The organism is Chromobacterium sp. S0633, assembly GCF_024158805.1.
Taxonomy (GTDB): domain Bacteria; phylum Pseudomonadota; class Gammaproteobacteria; order Burkholderiales; family Chromobacteriaceae; genus Chromobacterium.
On the sequence record NZ_JAMZGH010000013.1, the window covers coordinates 1 to 15,795 of the forward strand.

17 protein-coding genes are annotated in these 15,795 nt (G+C 64.6%); 3 read left to right on the forward strand and 14 right to left on the reverse strand.

Annotated features, from left to right (window positions below; translation table 11 throughout):
* Positions 1–146 precede the first annotated feature (146 nt).
* The 13 genes from NK214_RS10025 to flgB all read right to left on the reverse strand — a co-directional run bounded on the left by NK214_RS10025 (position 147) and on the right by flgB (position 11,118).
* Positions 147–1,052: an ion channel gene (locus NK214_RS10025; protein ID WP_255701212.1), complete on the reverse strand. Its 906-nt coding sequence runs from the start codon at positions 1,050–1,052 to the stop codon at positions 147–149.
* A gap of 122 nt (positions 1,053–1,174) precedes the next feature.
* Complete coding sequence (locus NK214_RS10030; protein WP_253314380.1) at positions 1,175–2,212, reverse strand: hypothetical protein; 1,038 nt, start codon at positions 2,210–2,212, stop codon at positions 1,175–1,177.
* An 11-nt stretch (positions 2,213–2,223) separates the two neighbouring features.
* Positions 2,224–3,132 carry a flagellar hook-associated protein FlgL gene (gene flgL / locus NK214_RS10035; protein WP_107732399.1) on the reverse strand — a complete coding sequence of 303 codons (909 nt, stop codon included), beginning with the start codon at positions 3,130–3,132 and terminating at the stop codon, positions 2,224–2,226.
* Between the two features lie 10 nt (positions 3,133–3,142).
* On the reverse strand, positions 3,143–4,510 hold the full coding sequence (gene flgK / locus NK214_RS10040) for a flagellar hook-associated protein FlgK (RefSeq protein WP_107800162.1): 1,368 nt from the start codon (positions 4,508–4,510) through the stop codon (positions 3,143–3,145).
* An 8-nt stretch (positions 4,511–4,518) separates the two neighbouring features.
* Entirely contained in the window at positions 4,519–4,965 is a 447-nt protein-coding gene (locus NK214_RS10045; RefSeq protein WP_107800161.1) for a flagellar biosynthesis protein FlgJ, read from the reverse strand.
* Positions 4,965–6,065: a flagellar basal body P-ring protein FlgI gene (locus NK214_RS10050; protein WP_256477420.1), complete on the reverse strand. Its 1,101-nt coding sequence runs from the start codon at positions 6,063–6,065 to the stop codon at positions 4,965–4,967. The genes NK214_RS10045 and NK214_RS10050 overlap by 1 nt, the downstream gene beginning before the upstream one ends.
* Positions 6,066–6,184: 119 nt before the next feature.
* The gene (gene flgH / locus NK214_RS10055) at positions 6,185–6,835 is read right to left on the reverse strand and encodes a flagellar basal body L-ring protein FlgH (protein ID WP_048415603.1); all 651 of its coding nucleotides are present in this window, start codon (positions 6,833–6,835) and stop codon (positions 6,185–6,187) included.
* Positions 6,832–7,620, reverse strand: a complete 789-nt coding sequence (gene flgG, locus NK214_RS10060; protein ID WP_253314381.1) for a flagellar basal-body rod protein FlgG — start codon at positions 7,618–7,620, stop codon at positions 6,832–6,834. Before flgG ends, flgH begins: the two co-directional genes overlap by 4 nt.
* A gap of 64 nt (positions 7,621–7,684) precedes the next feature.
* The gene (locus tag NK214_RS10065; RefSeq protein WP_048415605.1) at positions 7,685–8,416 is read right to left on the reverse strand and encodes a flagellar basal body rod protein FlgF; all 732 of its coding nucleotides are present in this window, start codon (positions 8,414–8,416) and stop codon (positions 7,685–7,687) included.
* A gap of 16 nt (positions 8,417–8,432) precedes the next feature.
* Complete coding sequence (locus NK214_RS10070; protein ID WP_227107813.1) at positions 8,433–9,611, reverse strand: flagellar hook protein FlgE; 1,179 nt, start codon at positions 9,609–9,611, stop codon at positions 8,433–8,435.
* Between the two features lie 38 nt (positions 9,612–9,649).
* Positions 9,650–10,333: a flagellar hook capping FlgD N-terminal domain-containing protein gene (locus tag NK214_RS10075; RefSeq protein ID WP_107800157.1), complete on the reverse strand. Its 684-nt coding sequence runs from the start codon at positions 10,331–10,333 to the stop codon at positions 9,650–9,652.
* On the reverse strand, positions 10,330–10,755 hold the full coding sequence (gene flgC / locus NK214_RS10080) for a flagellar basal body rod protein FlgC (protein WP_107800156.1): 426 nt from the start codon (positions 10,753–10,755) through the stop codon (positions 10,330–10,332). The genes NK214_RS10075 and flgC overlap by 4 nt, the downstream gene beginning before the upstream one ends.
* 3 nt (positions 10,756–10,758) lie before the next feature.
* Positions 10,759–11,118, reverse strand: a complete 360-nt coding sequence (gene flgB / locus NK214_RS10085) for a flagellar basal body rod protein FlgB (RefSeq protein ID WP_039755772.1) — start codon at positions 11,116–11,118, stop codon at positions 10,759–10,761.
* A gap of 177 nt (positions 11,119–11,295) precedes the next feature.
* Here flgB and flgA point away from each other — a divergent pair, with 177 nt between their 5' ends.
* Positions 11,296–11,970, forward strand: a complete 675-nt coding sequence (gene flgA, locus NK214_RS10090) for a flagellar basal body P-ring formation chaperone FlgA (RefSeq protein WP_253314382.1) — start codon at positions 11,296–11,298, stop codon at positions 11,968–11,970.
* A gap of 211 nt (positions 11,971–12,181) precedes the next feature.
* On the opposite strand, the gene NK214_RS10095 is transcribed toward flgA, so the two are convergent.
* On the reverse strand, positions 12,182–12,886 hold the full coding sequence (locus NK214_RS10095; RefSeq protein ID WP_253314383.1) for a glutathione S-transferase N-terminal domain-containing protein: 705 nt from the start codon (positions 12,884–12,886) through the stop codon (positions 12,182–12,184).
* Between the two features lie 273 nt (positions 12,887–13,159).
* On the opposite strand from NK214_RS10095, the gene NK214_RS10100 reads away from it, so the two are divergent.
* Positions 13,160–14,488: a PAS domain-containing methyl-accepting chemotaxis protein gene (locus NK214_RS10100; RefSeq protein WP_253314384.1), complete on the forward strand. Its 1,329-nt coding sequence runs from the start codon at positions 13,160–13,162 to the stop codon at positions 14,486–14,488.
* A 97-nt stretch (positions 14,489–14,585) separates the two neighbouring features.
* Positions 14,586–15,785, forward strand: coding sequence for an NnrS family protein (locus NK214_RS10105; RefSeq protein ID WP_253314385.1), 1,200 nt, complete (start codon positions 14,586–14,588; stop codon positions 15,783–15,785).
* Positions 15,786–15,795: the final 10 nt, after the last annotated feature.

The window sequence follows — 15,795 nt, forward strand, 5'->3', positions numbered from 1 at the left end:
GCGTTTCGTTTCCGCCGCTGCGTTGTCTGCTGAGGAGGCGAACTATACGTCAGGCCCCTAAACCCGTCAACACCTTTCGACACAAAAAAGCGCCCTCTTGCATTAAGCCCTTGAATTGCAATGAAAGCGCTGACGAGCACGGGCGCTCAACCCTCTTCGCGCCGGCCGGAATCCCTTGGCAGCGGGCTGACTTCCTGCAATCGCCGATAGTCGATATGGTCGTTTTCTTCCGCGTCGGTATAGATCAGGTCGGCAAAAGCGTGATTCCAGCGAATGTCCTGGTGCGAAAAGGTGTGACGCGCCACCATGGGCTGAATGGTGGTTTCATCGATGCCGTTGATGGACAGAATCAGTTGCGCGCGCGCAGCCGCCAACGATTCGGCGTCGCGACCATATAAGGGACTGCCCTCCTCCAGCTTGTGCACCAGCGTCCAGCCGAGCACGAACATAGGGTGCTGGTCGCGCACCAGTTCCAAATCGTGAAGCTTGCGGAAGCTCACGCCCTCGGCGCTGACCTCATGCTGCAACAGGCGCAAGCGGGCGCTGGCGTCGATGATCACATTATTTCTGGCATTGGCCGCGCGTAGCATCAACGCGGGCTTGCCGTCCAGCAAACGCACCACCGGACTATGGGTAAACACGATGCGCGCCCTGGGCCGCGAAAAGCGGGCGAAGGTGACGCCGGTGATCAGCGCGATGCTCATCATGCCGATGAAGATTTCCAGCATCGAGACCCAATGGGCGTACAGGCTTTGCGGATGCATATCGCCGTAGCCGACGGTGGCCAGCGTTTCCACGCTGAAGAAGAAGGCGCCGAGGAAGCCCGGCGGATATTGATTGGCGATGCCGCCGGCCCGCGCCTGGTAGAGCCCGGCGAACAATAGATTCAGCGCGATGAAGGCGGCGGCGATGAATAGATAGAAGCGCGGCCAGCTGATGGTCATGCAGAAATGGTAGAGGTCTTGCAGCGAGTGGCGAGGAACGCTGTGAAGGTAGACGCTGCGGCCCCCTACTTCTACGCGCCGAGCCGGCTTGTTACCGGGGGAAGTCATGAATGGCCAGCCCGTCCTTGAGGTGGGAATGGCTGATTGTGTGAAGATCGCGAACCGGCGTCAATAAACCCGAAGGCCATCGACGCCCTGGTCACCCTCCAACGTTGCCGCTGGAGCCGTTTCTAGCCCAGCGACAACAGCGACACCACCCGGTAACGGCTGACGCCGATCAGGGCCGGCACCAACTCATAGAAGTTGCGATAGCCGTCCGGCTGATTCAGACGCGCGTTGAAATCGGACACGAACTGGCTGGCCCAGCTTTGCTCGTTCATATGCGACAGCTGTTCGATGGAGTGCTGCGCCTCGGCGATCGCGCTATTGATCGCCGCGCGGGTCTGCTGCAGCTGACCGATGGAGCGCACCACGCTTTGCAGCGCCTGGCGCACCTGGGCGTGGTCGCCCACTTTCCAGCGCTCGGGCTGAAACGCTTCGGCCTCAGGCTGCAGCTTGAGCCGCTGCGGAATGCCGCCGGGAAAACGAATGCCGCCGCCGCGCACGGTCATGCGCTCGCTGAGCGCGCCCCATTGCGATTCCGGCACGCTGAACGCCAGCTGTCCGTCTTCATTCATTTCCGCGCGCACGCCGCTGGCGGCGAGACCGCGATTAAAGCGGCGCAGGAGATCCTCTTCTTCGGATGCTCCACCCACTTGCACCGACGCCGGCGCCGCGCCGGATTCCCCGGTGGAGAACACCAGGGTTTCCGCCTGGCCGCCGGACAGGGCGGCCAGATCCAGGCCTTTGACGGTGAAGCCCTGGCGCGCGTCGGCGGCCAGATGGAAGCGCAGCTGGCCGTCCAGGCTGCCGCCGCTGGCGGCCTGGCGCTTGCGCCACTGTTCATTGAATTGCTCAAGCTGGCGCTGCAAATCGCCCTGATTCAACTGGCGTTGGGTCAGTTCGCGACTGAGTCCGGATTTGACGCCTTCCAGTTGACCCAGCAAACCGTCGACGAAGGACAGGGCCTGCTGCGCCGAGGTCAGTTGCTCGTTGAGTTGGGCGCTGTAGCGCCAGCCCGAGGCCGGCGCGCCGCGCACTTGCGCGGCCGGCTGCGCCTGCGGCGCCGGCGCGCGCTCGATCACGCTGGCGGCGGCGACCGCGCCGGCGTCCTTGCCCCAGCGCTTGCCGCTTTGTTTGACGTTGACGGAGGAAATCGGGGTGTTCATGCCGCGCTCGATCAAATCACGTCAAACAGGGACAGCTGACTGACGCGGCCATAGGCTTTTTGGCTGGCCTGCAGCGCCATGGTGTAGCCGTTCATCTGAATGAAGGCGTCGGCGTAGTCCAGGCTGCCCAATTTGGTCATGGTCTGCTTATTGGAAAGGCTGACGTTGTCGTGATTGAGGGCCAGCGTTTTCATGATGTTCTGCGTGCCGCCCAGTTGGGCGATCTTGCTGGAGATGCCTTCCAGCGCCTTGTCGCTGGCGTTCATCGCGCTGCGGATGTCGGCGGCGACGGTCGGATCCTTATTGTCCAGCGCCGGGTCTTCCAGCCGGCCTATGGTTTTGTCCAGCTGATTGAGGATGTCGGCCATGTTTTCCAGGGTGACGTTGGAAGCTTGGGTAATGCCGTCGCCCACCACCACTTGCTGCTTGTCGGTATTGCCGGTGAAGCTGTAGCGGCTGCCCGCCGGCTGGGCGGCGTCGTAAGCGAGGGCGGCCACCGCCGGCTTGGAGCCGGAGAACATGTAGCGGCCTTCGGCGTCCTTGGTGTTGGCCGAGTAGAACAGGCTTTCGCGCAGGCTGCGCAGCGGCGTCGCCATCGCCTTGAGATCGTCCACCGGCGGGTTGTTGGCGGCCGCGGTCAGCAGGTCCTTGGCGTCGCGGATGTCCAGGCTGATGCTGTCCAGGATGGATTCGTTCTTGGACAAGGCGGAGCTGAGCGCGCCGATGTTTTGCTGGTACTGGTCCAGCGCGGCTTCTTCGCGCTGCAAGCGCAACAGGCGCACGCTGGCGATGGGGTCGTCCGACGGCGCCAGCAGCCGGTCGCCGCTGGACATGCGTTGCAGCAGCTCGGCCAGCGCGGAGTTGCTGGTCTGCATCGCCAATTGCATGGTGGACAGGTATTGATTGCTGGAAACGCGCATGCTGTCTTCCTTACAAGATGGACAAGGTGCTTTCGAACAGCTGGTTCGCCACGCTGATCACCTTCATATTGGCCTGGTACATTTTCTGGAACTCCAGCAGGTCCATCGCTTCTTCGTCGCGATTGACGCCGCTTGTGTTGTGCCAGCTCTTTTCCGCTTCGGCGCGAATCACCTTGGCGCTTTCCAAACCGGATTTGTTCTGCTTGCTGCTGACCGCCAGCTTGCCCACCATTTGCGAGTAGGCGTCGCCTATGGTGACGGCGCCGACGCCGGGCATGGTGATTTTCTGCTGCTGCAGGCCGATCACCGCCAGCAGATTGCTATTGTCGCCGGGCTTGGCCGGATCGCCGGAGAAGCCCAGCTCGGCGGAGGTGATGCCGCTGGTTTTCAGGATGCCGTTGACGCCGGAGGCGTCGTAGACGAACAGCGGCTTGCCCGGCTGGCCGTTGCTGTCGTAGCCCAGCGCCAATTGATCGTTGACGCGCTTCGCCATTTCGCTGGCCAGGGTTTTCACCTGCGCGCGCATCGGGCGCACGGTCTGGATTTCGTATTGATTGAGCCCGCCCAGCTGGCCGCCCAGACCGTCGCCGGCCAGGGTGTATTTGTCCTTGGAGAAGTTCAGCGTCAGCACCTGGCTGCCGTCCGGCTGGCTGGTATTGCTCAGCGTGGCCGCCTGGGTGTCCGCCACCAGCGGCAGGCCGGTCTTGAGGCTGACGTTCTTGCTGCCGTCCGGCTGCGACACCACGCGCACTTCCACCAGGGCGGACAGCGAATCGATCTGACGGTCGCGCTCGTCTTCCAGGCCGGAGGTATTGGTGCCGATGGCCTTGCCGGCCGAGATCTTGGCGTTGAGGTCGGCGATATTGGACACCGAGCTGTTGATCTGGGTGACGGTGGCGGAGCGCTGCTCGGCGATGGCGCTCAGTTGGGAGCCGAACACCTTGTCCAGATTGTTGAAGCGCTGCGCCAGCGCTTCGGCGCTGCGGATCACCGGGTCGCGCATCGCGTCGCCGGACAGGCTGGCGGCGCTGAGCGCCTGGAAGAACTGATCGAAACCGGCGGACAAGCTGCTGCCGTCGCGGCCCATCACTTGCTCCAACTGGCCGAAGTAGGGATTCTGCGCCACCAGTTCGCCCTGGCTGGACGCCGCCTGCCACAGCTGCAGGTTTTTGAAGTCGTCGTTGAAGCGGCGCACCGCGTTGACCACCACGCCGGAACCGGAGCTGTACGGGTCGCCGCTGCCGGGCATCAGCGCGGTCAGCACCACGCCCTGGCGCGAGTAGCCGGGAGTCATCTGGTTGGCGATGTTCTGGCTGACGGCGTTCAGCGCGGCCTGGGAGGCGACGGCGCCGGTCAGCGCGTTGTCTATCATGCGCATGGCGGTTCTTACCTTTTATTCAGCGGCAGCAGCGGCGGCGCGAAAGCGGCCAGACCCTGCGCGTCCGGCAGCGAGCCGGGGTTCTGTTTATCGCTTGCGACCGGCGCGCCGCCGTTCTTAAGGTGAATATTGCCACCCTCTTCCGGCAGCAGCTGACGCAGGATGGCGTTGGCCACGCCGAACACCCGCTGCTTGGCCAGTTGGTCCGCCACCGCGCCGTCGGCGAAATCCATCATGTCGCCGTTGATGGAGTTGGCGAAGATGCTGTCCTCGCCGGCGATTTCGCGCGTGGTCTTGCGGATCTGCTTGAACATCTCGCGGACGAACTGGGCTTCGAACTGCTCCGCCGCGGCGCCGGCCTTGCGGCGGTATTCCGGCGAGGCCGGCTGCACCGCCGGCTCGTCCTTGGCGTCGGCCGGCATCGCCAGCGCGGCTTGTATCTGTTTGCTTTCCATCAGATCACCACCAGTTCGCCGTCGATCGCGCCGGCCTGATCCAGCGCCTGCAGTATCGCCATGATGTCGTCCGGCGTGGCGCCGGTGCTGTTCACGGTGTCGATGATGGCGCGCAGGCTGGCGCCGGCCGGCCACTGGAACATGCGGCCGGAACCCTGGTCCACGTTGACGGTGGAGTTGGGGACAGTCGTGGTCTGGCCGTTGCTGAACGGCCCGGGCTGGCTGACGCTGGGATTTTCCGAGATCACCACACGCAGGCTGCCATGGGACACCGCCGCCGGGCGCACGGTGACGCCCTGGCTGATCACCACGGTGCCGGTGCGCGAGTTGAACACCACGCGCGGCACTTCGCTGCCCACGCCGACATTGACCCGCTCCAGCCGCGCGACGAAGGCGACGCGCTCGGTGGGGTCCAACGGCGCGCGCACCTGGATGGTGGTGGCGTTGCGGGTGCTGGCCACGCGGCCGAAGCTGGCGTTGATGGCCTTGACGATATTGGTGGCGGTTTCGAAATTGGGCCGGCGCAGGCTGAGACGCACGCTGTCGCCCTCTTCGAAATCGCTGGGAATTTCGCGTTCGATGGACGCGCCGTTGGGCACGCGGCCGGAGGTGGGCGTGTTGACGGTGACGCTGGAACCGCTCTTGCCCTGGGCGGACACGCCGCCCACCACCACATTGCCCTGGGCCAAGGCGTAGATTTCGCCGTTGGCCGCCTTCAGCTGGGTCAGCAACAAGGTGCCGCCGCGCAGGCTCTTGGCATCGCCCAGCGAGGACACCGTGACGTCTATGGTCTGGCCGCGGCCGTAACCCGGCGGCAAGCTGGCGCTGACCATCACCGCCGCCACGTTCTTGACCTTGGTGTCGGTGCGTTCCGGCATTTTCAGGCCGAACTGCTTGAGCATATTGGCCACCGACTGGCCGGAGAATTTCACCTGGGAGTTGTCGCCGGTGCCGCCCAGGCCCACCACGATGCCGTAGCCGATCAACTGGTTTTCACGGATGCCCTCCACCGTCACCAGATTGCGCAAGGGCTGCGCCGTCGCCAGCGTCGCCGCCAGCAGCAGTGTCCATCCCGTTATTTGCTTGATAAAACCGTGCATGATCCGCCCTGAATGATTCTGTGATTGCGTCTGCTCGCCCCAAGGGCCGCATACGCGAACGGCGGACGCCCGTCAGCGCCCGCCTGTTGTCCCGCCCGGACTCCCCGCCGCCCCGCCGCTCAGAACGGCATCAGCGGGCTGGCGAAGAATTTCATCAGCCAGCCGGGTTCGTTGGCGTCCGACAAGGCCCCGCGGCCGGAGTAGCCGATGCGGGCGTTGGCGATGCGCAGCGAGGACACGCGGTTGTCGGTGTCGATGTCTTCCACCCGCACATAGCCGGCCAGGCGCAGGAATTCCTCGCCCTGGTTCAGCACCAGCTGTTTTTCGCCCTTCACTTCCAGCAGGCCGTTGCCCAGCACCTTGTGCACCACCACGGTCAGCGCGCCGGACAGCATGTTCTGCTGGGTGGAGGTGGAGGAGCCGTTGAAGTCCCGGCCCGCGTCCACGCCCACTTGCGCGCGGAAGGTGGTGTTGCCCAACAAGGACGGCGCGATGTTGGCGCCGGATTTCTTGCCGAAGCTGGTGCCGGCCTTCTTGCTGGCCTGAGTGGTTTCTTCCAGCACCACGGTCAGCACGTCGCCGGGGCGGAAGGCGCGGCTGTCCGAAGTCAGCGATTGCGCGCCAGCGACGGTGAACACGCCGCCGCCCTTGCCGCGCTGCGGCTGCTGCAGCAATTCCGGCAAGGCGAATTCCTGCGTGGTCTGCGGCGGAATCGGCTGCGCGCAGCCGGCCAGCAGCAGCGCCAGCGCGCTCAGGGCCAGCAGCTTCATCGGGCCGACTGCGCCAGGTACTGCATCATATTGTCGGCGGCGCTCAGCACCTTGGTGTTCATCTCGTAAGTGCGCTGCGCGGCGATCATGTCCACCATTTCCTCCACCACCTGGACGTTGGAGCCCTCCAGCGCGCCCTGCTTGAGCTTGCCCAGGGAGCCGGAGCCCGGCGCGTCGGTGGTGGCATCGCCGCTGGCGGCGGTTCTCTGGAACAGATTGTCGCCCAGCGCCAGCAGGCCGGCCGGGTTGACGAAGCTGGCCAGTTCGATCTGACCGGCGGTTTCCAGCGTGCTGCCGCTGCCGCGGGTGTAGCTGACGGTGCCGGTTTCGCTGATGGTCACCGAGGAGGCGTCGGCCGGAATGGTGATGGACGGCTCCAGCGGCAGGCCCTGCGGGGTGACGATGGCGCCCTGGTCGTTGCGCTGCAGCTGGCCGGCGCGGGTGTAGCCGGTTTCGCCGTTGCTCATTTTCACTTGCAAAAAGCCCTGGCCGACAATGGCCAGATCCAAGGACTGATTGGTGGTGGTCAGCGTGCCCGAGGTGAACACTTTCTGGGTGCCCACCAAGCGGGTGCCGTTGCCCAGCTGCACGCCCAGCGGCGCGGTGTTGTCCTGGTCGGTCTTGCCGCCTGGCTGGCGGTCCACTTGGTAGAACAGGTCTTCGAACACCATGCGGTCGCGCTTGAAGCCGACGGTGTTGACGTTGGCGAGGTTGTTGGCGATGGCGGTCAGGCGCGCGTCCTGCGCCTGGATGCCGGTCTTGCTCACCCACATTGCTGGATTCATGTTTCGATTCCCCGATGGTTTGCGCCGTCGGCCTTGGCCGCGGCGCTGTTATTGGAAGGCCGGATCAGGCGCGCACCAGGCGGTTGCCCGCCTCCACCATGTCGCTGGCGGAGTTGAACAAGCGCATCTGCATTTCAAAGTTGCGGTTCAGCGTCATGGTGGCCACCATTTCCTCCACCGCCGACACATTGCTGCGCTCCAGATGCTCGCCCTGCACCTTGACGGTGTCGTCGGCGGCCAGCACGCCGCCCTGACGGCTGATCACCAGGCCGTTGGGGTCCTTGGCGATGTCCTGCGGCAGCGGCTTGACCAGCTTGAGCTTGTCTATCGGCTGCATTTCGCTTTCGCCGGCGGCCAGCACCGAGATCACGCCGTCGCTGCCGATGTGCAGCTTGACGTAGTCCGGCGGCAAGGTGATCTGGCCGCCGTCGCCCAGCACCGGATGGCCGTTGACGCTCAGCTTGCCGTCCACGTCCGCCACCATGGCGCCGGCCCGGGTATAGGCCTCGTTGCCGTCCGGCCCCTGCACCGCGAAAAAGCCCTCGCCCTTCACCGCCACGTCCAGGTCGCGGCCGGTTTCCACCACCGCGCCGCTGCGCACGTCCACCGCGTTGGCGCCGTTCTGGCTCAGGTGGCGCGCGTCGTAGCCGTAGCCGGGCACGGTCTGGCTGGTGCTGACGCCGATGTCGGCGCGAAAGCCGCCGGTTTCGGCGTTGGCGATGTTGTTGGCGTGAATCTGCTGCGCCTTGAGCATGCGGTCGGCGCCGCTCATCGCGGTGTAGATCAGTGCGTCCATTTATCCTTGCCTCGCCTTAGACCGCCTGCATCAACGCCTGGATGGTCTGGTTCTCGGTGGAAATCACCTTGGTGTTGGCCTGGTAATTACGCTGCGCGGTCATCAGGTCCACCAGTTCGGAGGTCATGTCCACATTGGACTGTTCCAGGGTGAAGGCCAGCAGATTGCCGGACAGGCCGGCGCCCGGACGCGAGTAGACCGCGGTGCCGGAGCCGGCGGTTTCCACCCAGCTGGTCTGCGAAGTGGCTTGCAGCGCGGATTCATTGGGGAAGTTGGCGATGGCCAAGGTGCCCACCACTTGCTTCTGGCCGTTGCTGTAGGCCGCCACTACGTCGCCGTTGTCGTTCAGGCTGGTGCCGGTCATCGAGCCGGACGGGTAACCGTTGCTGGCGTTCAGGGTCTGGCTGCTTTCGCCGGCGAACTGAGTGGTGCCGGTGTAGTCCAGCTTCACCGCCAGCGGGGACGCGCCGGCGGGGGTGCCCAGGTTCAGCGCCACCGGCGCGGTGGGGCTGGTCAGCTTGCCGTCGGTGTCGAAATTCAGGGTGGCGGTGGTGGGCAGGTCGACGCCGTCCAGCGTGTAGTGCACGGTGACGGTGCTGGGACCGGTCTTGCAGAAGTACTGGGTCAGGTTGAGCTTATTGCCCAGGGAATCGTAAACCGTGGACACCGCCGAGCTGTTGAAGGTGTTCTGCGCCTTGTCGAACGGCACGGTCTGCACGCTCCAGCCCGCCGACATATTGCCGACGTATTGCAGCTTGTCGCTGGCCTTGGCCGGGATGTTGCCGTTGGGGATCTTGATGTCGCCGAAGGCGCCCAGCGCATTGCCGTCCGCCTTGCCGTAGCCTTGCACGCGGCGGTTGAAGCCGTCCACCAGGTAGCCGTCCTTGTCCGCGTTGAAGATGCCGACGCGCGAATAGGCCATGCCGCCGTTCAGATCGCGACTGACGAAGAAGCCGCGGCCGTCGATGGCGGCGTCCAGCGGACGACCAGTGCGCACGGTATTGCCGTTGCGCGCCATGTTCTGACTGTGGCCGACCACTTCCACCCCCATCGGCTGCGCGCCGGCGTAGGCGGCGGAAAAACTGGTGCGGCTGGACTTGAAGCCGTAAGTGCCGGTGTTGGCGATGTTGTTACTGATATTGCCCAGTTGGTTGTTGACGGCGTTAATGCCGGACAAAGCAATGTCGAAACTCATGGTCGCTCCAAAGTTCGTAGGTGTCTTGAATCGGCGCTTCAGGCCTGGGTCTTGCCCAGCAGGCGGGTAATGGCGGAAGCGGGGAATTCGCCCAGGCCGGCCAGCGTCAGCGTGGGCTCGCCGCCGTTGATGGGCAGGCGCACGCCGGATACGGTGGCCTGCATTTCCAGCCCGGCTTTGGATTTGGACGCGGTGCGCACTTCCAGCTTGTAATCGCCTTCCACCAGGCCGTGCTTGCTCGGGTCCACGTTGAAATCGAACTCGCCGGCCGGGCGCTTGCCCAGGTCGATCACGGTTTGCTGGCCGCCGGAGTCGGTCAGCACCAGGGACACCTGCTGCTCTTCACCGGACAGAGTCACGCGGCCGGACAAGGGGTCCTTGCCGCTCAGATGCGCCTGGTCGGCCTGCACCAGCACTTGGCGTCCCACTTGCGAACCCAGCGACACGCCCTGCAGCTCGCGCAGCATCAAAGCGTTGCCCTGCAACTGCTTGAGCATGTCGGCGGAGCTCTTCATCTGGCTCATCTGCGCCAGCTGGCTGACGAACTGCGAGGCGTCGGTGGGGTCCAGCGGGTTCTGGTTCTGGATCTGAGCCAGCAGCAGCTTCATGAACATATCGTCCATGCCCGGGTTTTGTCCGGCGGCCGGCGCCACTGCAGGATTGGCGCCGTTGGAGGCGGCGGACGGGCTCTGCTGCCCGTTTTGCGCGGCGTTCACGCTCATGCGTTGTCTCCCAGTTTCAGCAGGTCCTGCTGCATGCCCTTGACCCGGGCCAGCACTTCCACATTGGTCTGGAACGCGCGCGAGGCCGACAGCATGTCGGTCATCTCCTCCACCGCGTTCACATTGGAATAGAAAACATTGCCCTCGGCGTCGGCCAGCGGATTGCCCGGCTCGTGCGCCTTGCGCACCGGCTCCTGGTTCTGCACCACGTCCAGCACGCCCACGCTGGCGCCGCGCCAGCCGTCGAAGCCGTCGCCGCCCCGGTATTGGGTGGCGAACACCGGCTTGCGGGAGCGGTAGGCCGCCTGTTCGCTGCCGGCGGCGGTGTCGGCGTTGGCCAGATTGCTGGCCACGGTGTTGAGACGCACCGTCTGCGCCGTCATGGCGGAGCCGGCAATGCGGGAAATATCGCGGAAGGACATGGCTTACTGACCTGCTATCACTTTGGCCAGCCCGCGGAACTTCATGTTCAGGAAGGCGAGGCTGGTCTGGAATTCGGAAACGTTCTGCGCGAACTCGGCCTGCTCCACGCCCAGCTCCACGGTGTTGCCGTCGCGCGCCGGGTGGTTGGGCAGCCGGTATTGCAATTCGCCGGACGGCGAATCCAGCGGAAACGCGGCGTCGTCCGCCGAAGCGGCCAAAGCCGTTTTGAAATCGATGTCCCGCGCCTGATAACCGGGCGTGTTCTCGTTGGCGATGTTGGACGCCAGAATACGGGTGCGCTCCGCCCTCAACTGCAAGGCAGCCGGGTGGACGCTCAATGCTTTATCAAGGTGCAAACCCATTGCCTAGACCCATGCGGTTCTCTACCATATTTAAACATCGGCTATCTAATTCACATTAAATGGCCGGTCGATTGAAAAGCGATACTAATAACCGCACCCCCTCACGTATACGGGATAATTACCAAGTCATCTGTAATGGGAATTTTCACATCCTCTCGGCATCAAACCGCGCCGCTATTGGCTGCGCTGCTCATTCTGCCCTGCGTTCCGGCGCTGGCGGCCCCCTATCCGGCCGCCGCCGCGGTGGAACAGACCGCGCGTTCTCTGCTGCTGCAAAAACTGGAAAAAGCCGGTCTGGCGGCGGCCCGCGTCAATCTCAAGGCCTTGCCGCCGCGCGGCTTCAACGCCCCGCCCTGCCCGGAGCCGGTGCGCGTCGCCGCGCTGGACGAGCGCTCCCCCAGCCGCATGCGGCTGCAAGCCCGCTGCGACGCCGCCGGCTGGGACGCTGAATTCATCGTCCGCGCCGAAATCAGCGCCCGCGTGGCGGTGGCGGCGCGCGACATCCCGGCGCGCAGCCTGCTGGACGCCGGCGACATCGAATGGCAGGAACGCCCGGTGCTGGACCCGGCCGACATGGTGGGCGCCAAGACCAAGCTGGAAGGCCTGAGCAACCGCACCGCGCTGCGCCAGGGCCAGCCGCTGCGGCTCAAGGCGCTGGAAGCCAGCCTGCTGGTCAAGCGCGGCGAGGAAGTGCGCATCGTGGCGCGCAACAGCGGCATCGAGGTGGTCGCCGCCGGCGAGGCGCTGGGCAACGGCCGCCAGGGCGAAATCATCCGCGTGCGCAACAGCGCCACCGGCAAGGTGATACGCGCCCGCGCCAGCCTGCCGGGCGAGGTCAATCCGGTGGACTAAGAACCTGTTCAAGGTCTGCTGCGCGTCGTGAAATGTGACACGGTGAGTACAGCTTCGAAATGCTCATGTACCCCTTGTACATTCCGCTCTCTCAGCGGTTTTCGCCTTGTCTCGCCCTAGTTCGCGAGACTTTGAACAGGCTCTAAGCAAATGAAAAGCCCCCGTTTGGGGGCTTTTGCTTGCGCGGGCAAGGCCGCCTGGAACAAGCGGTTTACGGTCTCGCCGGAATCGTCAGCCCGCGCTGCACCGCCGGCCGCGCCAGGAAGGCGTCCAAGGCGCGCGTCACCTGCGGGAAGTCCGCAATCGACACCAGTTCGCCGGCCTCGTAAAAACCGATCAGATTGCGCACCCAGGGGAAGATGGCGATGTCGGCGATGCCGTACTCCTCCCCCATCACCCATTGGCGGCCAGTCAGTCTTTGCTCCAGCACCGCCAGCAGGCGGCGCGATTCGTTCACATAACGATCGCGCGGACGTTTGTCCTCGTAGTCCTTGCCGGCGAATTTATGGAAGAAACCCACCTGGCCGAACATCGGGCCGATGCCGCCCATCTGGAACATCAGCCACTGTATGGCCTCGTAGCGCGCGGCGGGATCGGCGGGCAGCAATTGGCCGCTCTTCTCCGCCAGATACAGCAGGATGGCGCCGGATTCGAACAAGGCCAGCGGCTTGCCGCCCGGGCCGGCCGGATCGAGAATGGCGGGAATCTTGTTATTGGGGTTCAGCGACAGGAATTCCGGCGATAGCTGATCGTTGCTGTCGAAGCTGACCAGGTGCGCTTCGTACGGCAGGCCGGTTTCTTCCAGCATGATGGACGCCTTGACCCCGTTGGGCGTGGTCAGCGAATACAGCTGAATGCGTTCCGGATATTTCGCAGGCCATTTGCGGGTGATGGGAAAGGCGGATAAATCGCTCATACGCGCTCCATTGAGTTTGGACGGGTGGGTTGCGCGCCCATGATAAGCCCGGCTTTTGCATTTGTCTTAAATCAGCAGCTCGTCAATGGCGAGATGTTATTGACGCAATAGCTGGATACACTGTTAATCCGTGCCTATGGTCAACGCCGCCCACCAATAAGCAATTCATTCAAAAATAAATTTCCCTTCTAAATCATGTGGAATGTATTAGTTTGAAATGAGGTTGGCGTGCTCCAATGGCACTCCTGGATGGCAATTACAATGGAGGCAGCCATGCCCTTTTTTTCCGGAAAACTCAAGGAGCAGCTCAACGAGCTGACCGGCCAACTGGACGGCCTGCGCGGCATGCTGTCCGCCATCGACCGTTCCATGGCGATGATACAATTCACTCCCGACGGCATCGTCACCAACGTCAATGAAAACTTCCTGCGCACCATGGGCTACCGGCGCGAAGAAGTCATCGGCAAGCATCACCGCATCTTCTGCGATAAAAACCATGTTTCCAGCCCCGCCTACGCCGAGTTCTGGCAAAAGCTGAAACGCGGCGAGCCGGTCAACGGCCGCTTCAGCCGCTACGCCAAGAACGGCGAGGAAATCTGGCTGGAAGCCAGCTACACCCCGGTGCTGTCCAGCGACGGCCAAGTGTGCGGCGTGGTCAAAGTGGCGTCCGACATCTCCGACCAAGTGCATCAGGAACAGAACGACCAGGCCATCCGCCTGGCGATCAGCCGCTCCATGGCCCAGATCGAGTTTGATCTGGACGGCAATATCCAGGACGCCAACGAAAACTTCCTCAACACCTTCGGCTATACCTTGGCCGAAATCCGCGGCAAGCATCACCGCATGCTCTGCGACGCCGACTACGCCGCCAGCCCGGACTACGCGGAGTTCTGGCGCCAGCTGCGCCAGGGCAAGTTTTTCCAGGGCCAGTTCAAGCGCCTGAGCAAAAACGGGCAAACCATCTGGCTGGAAGCCACGTACAACCCGGTCTACAACCTCAACGGCAAGCCGGTGCGGGTGGTCAAGTTCGCCCAGGACATCAGCCGCCGGGTGCAGCAATTGCAGGCCCAGGCGGAGAATGCCCAGTCAGCGGTGGAAGTCTCTGTCAATACCGAGCAACTGTCGGTCAAGGGCAGCGCGGTGCTGGAACAGGCCGCCAGCGAAATCACCAAGGTGGCGTCCAGCGTGGAAAGCTCCTCCATCATCATCACCAAGCTGGGCGACAGCTCCGGTCAGATCGGCACCATCATCAGCACCATCAGCGAGATTGCGGACCAGACCAATCTCCTGGCCTTGAACGCGGCGATCGAGGCGGCGCGCGCCGGCGAGATGGGCCGCGGCTTCGCCGTGGTGGCGGACGAGGTGCGCAAGCTGGCCGAGCGCACCAGCCAATCCACCGGCGAGATCTCCGGCATCGTGCGCAGCATCCAGGAAGACTCCAAGTCCGCCATCACCTCCATGCAACAGGTGCGCGGCCTGGCCGACACCAGCTTGCAGCTGTCCGAACAGGCGCGCGACTCCATCGCCGAGATCCGCGCCGGCGCCAAGGAGGTGGTGCAAGTGGTGCGCGACGTGTCGGAGCTGCTGCAGCAGCGCGCCTGAGCCTGGAAGGCAGGCTCGGAAAGCCTTGATCCAAATCATGTCCGCGTCCGCCAGGACGCGGCGATACTGAGGCGCCCACACCTTTCCCGAGCCCGCGATGAAACACCCCCACCCCGCGGCGATGCTGGCCCAGGCGCCGCATCGCGCCGCCTTTCTGCCCGGCATGCTGTTCGCCATCCTGCTGCTGGCCGCCTGGAGCGCCGAGTTGGCCAGCCGCCTGCTCGGCGTCCACGCCGCGCTGGCGGTGCCCTCCTCGCTGGCCCACGGCTTCCTGATGCTGTTCGGCTTCTTCCCGCTGTTCATGACCGGCTTTCTGTTCACCGCCGGCCCGCGCTGGCTGGGCGTGGAGCCGCCCGGCCGTCTTATCTTCGTCGGCGTGCCGGCGCTGATGGTGGGCGGGCTGCTGCTGTGGCTGGCCGGGCTGTGGCTGGGCATCTCCTGGACGCTGATCGGCCACGCGCTGTACACGCTGGGCTTCAGCGGTCTCACGCTGACTTTCGCCTGCCTGCTGCTGGCCAGCCCGCAAGCGGACCGCCGCCACGCCTGCGCGGTGCTGGCCGCGCTGTTCTGCGGCGCGCTGGCGCTGCTGGCCGGCGCTTACTGGCTGATCTTCCAGGACGGCCAGGCCTGGCTGTGGATGCGCAATCTGGCCTTGTGGGGCTTTCTGCTGCCGGTGTTTCTGACCGTCTGCCATCGCATGCTGCCCTTCTTCTCCGCCAACGCGCTGCCGGAGTACCAGCCCTGGCGACCGGGCTGGCTGCTGGCCGCGCTGCTGGCCGGCTCCTTGGGTCATGGCCTGCTGGACGGCTTCGGCCTGCCCGCTTGGCCGCTGGACGCGGCGATGGCCGCGCTGCTGGCTTACGTCAGCTGGCGCTGGCGGCTGGTCGCGGCGTTGCGGGTCAGGCTGCTGGGCATGTTGCACCTGGCTTTCGCCTGGCTGCCGGTCGGCTTCGGGCTATACGCGCTCAATGGCTGGCTGGCTTCGCCGCGCCTGGCGCTGGCGGCGCTGCACGCGGTCACCGTCGGCTTTTTCCTGACCATGATGATCGCCTTCGTGTCGCGGGTGACGCTGGGCCACTCCGGCCAGCCGCTGCAGGCCGGCCCCGGCTTGTGGCGGCTCTACCTGGCCGCGCACTGGCTGGCGCTGACCCGGGTGGCCACCGAAATGCTGCCCGGCGTCTGGTCCGGCTGGTTGTACGGCGCGGCGGCCCTGGGCTGGCTATTGACGCTGGCGGCCTGGGGCCGCGCCTTCATGCCCAGCTACTGGCGGCGGCGCGCGGACGGCAAGCCGGGCTGAGAACCTGTTC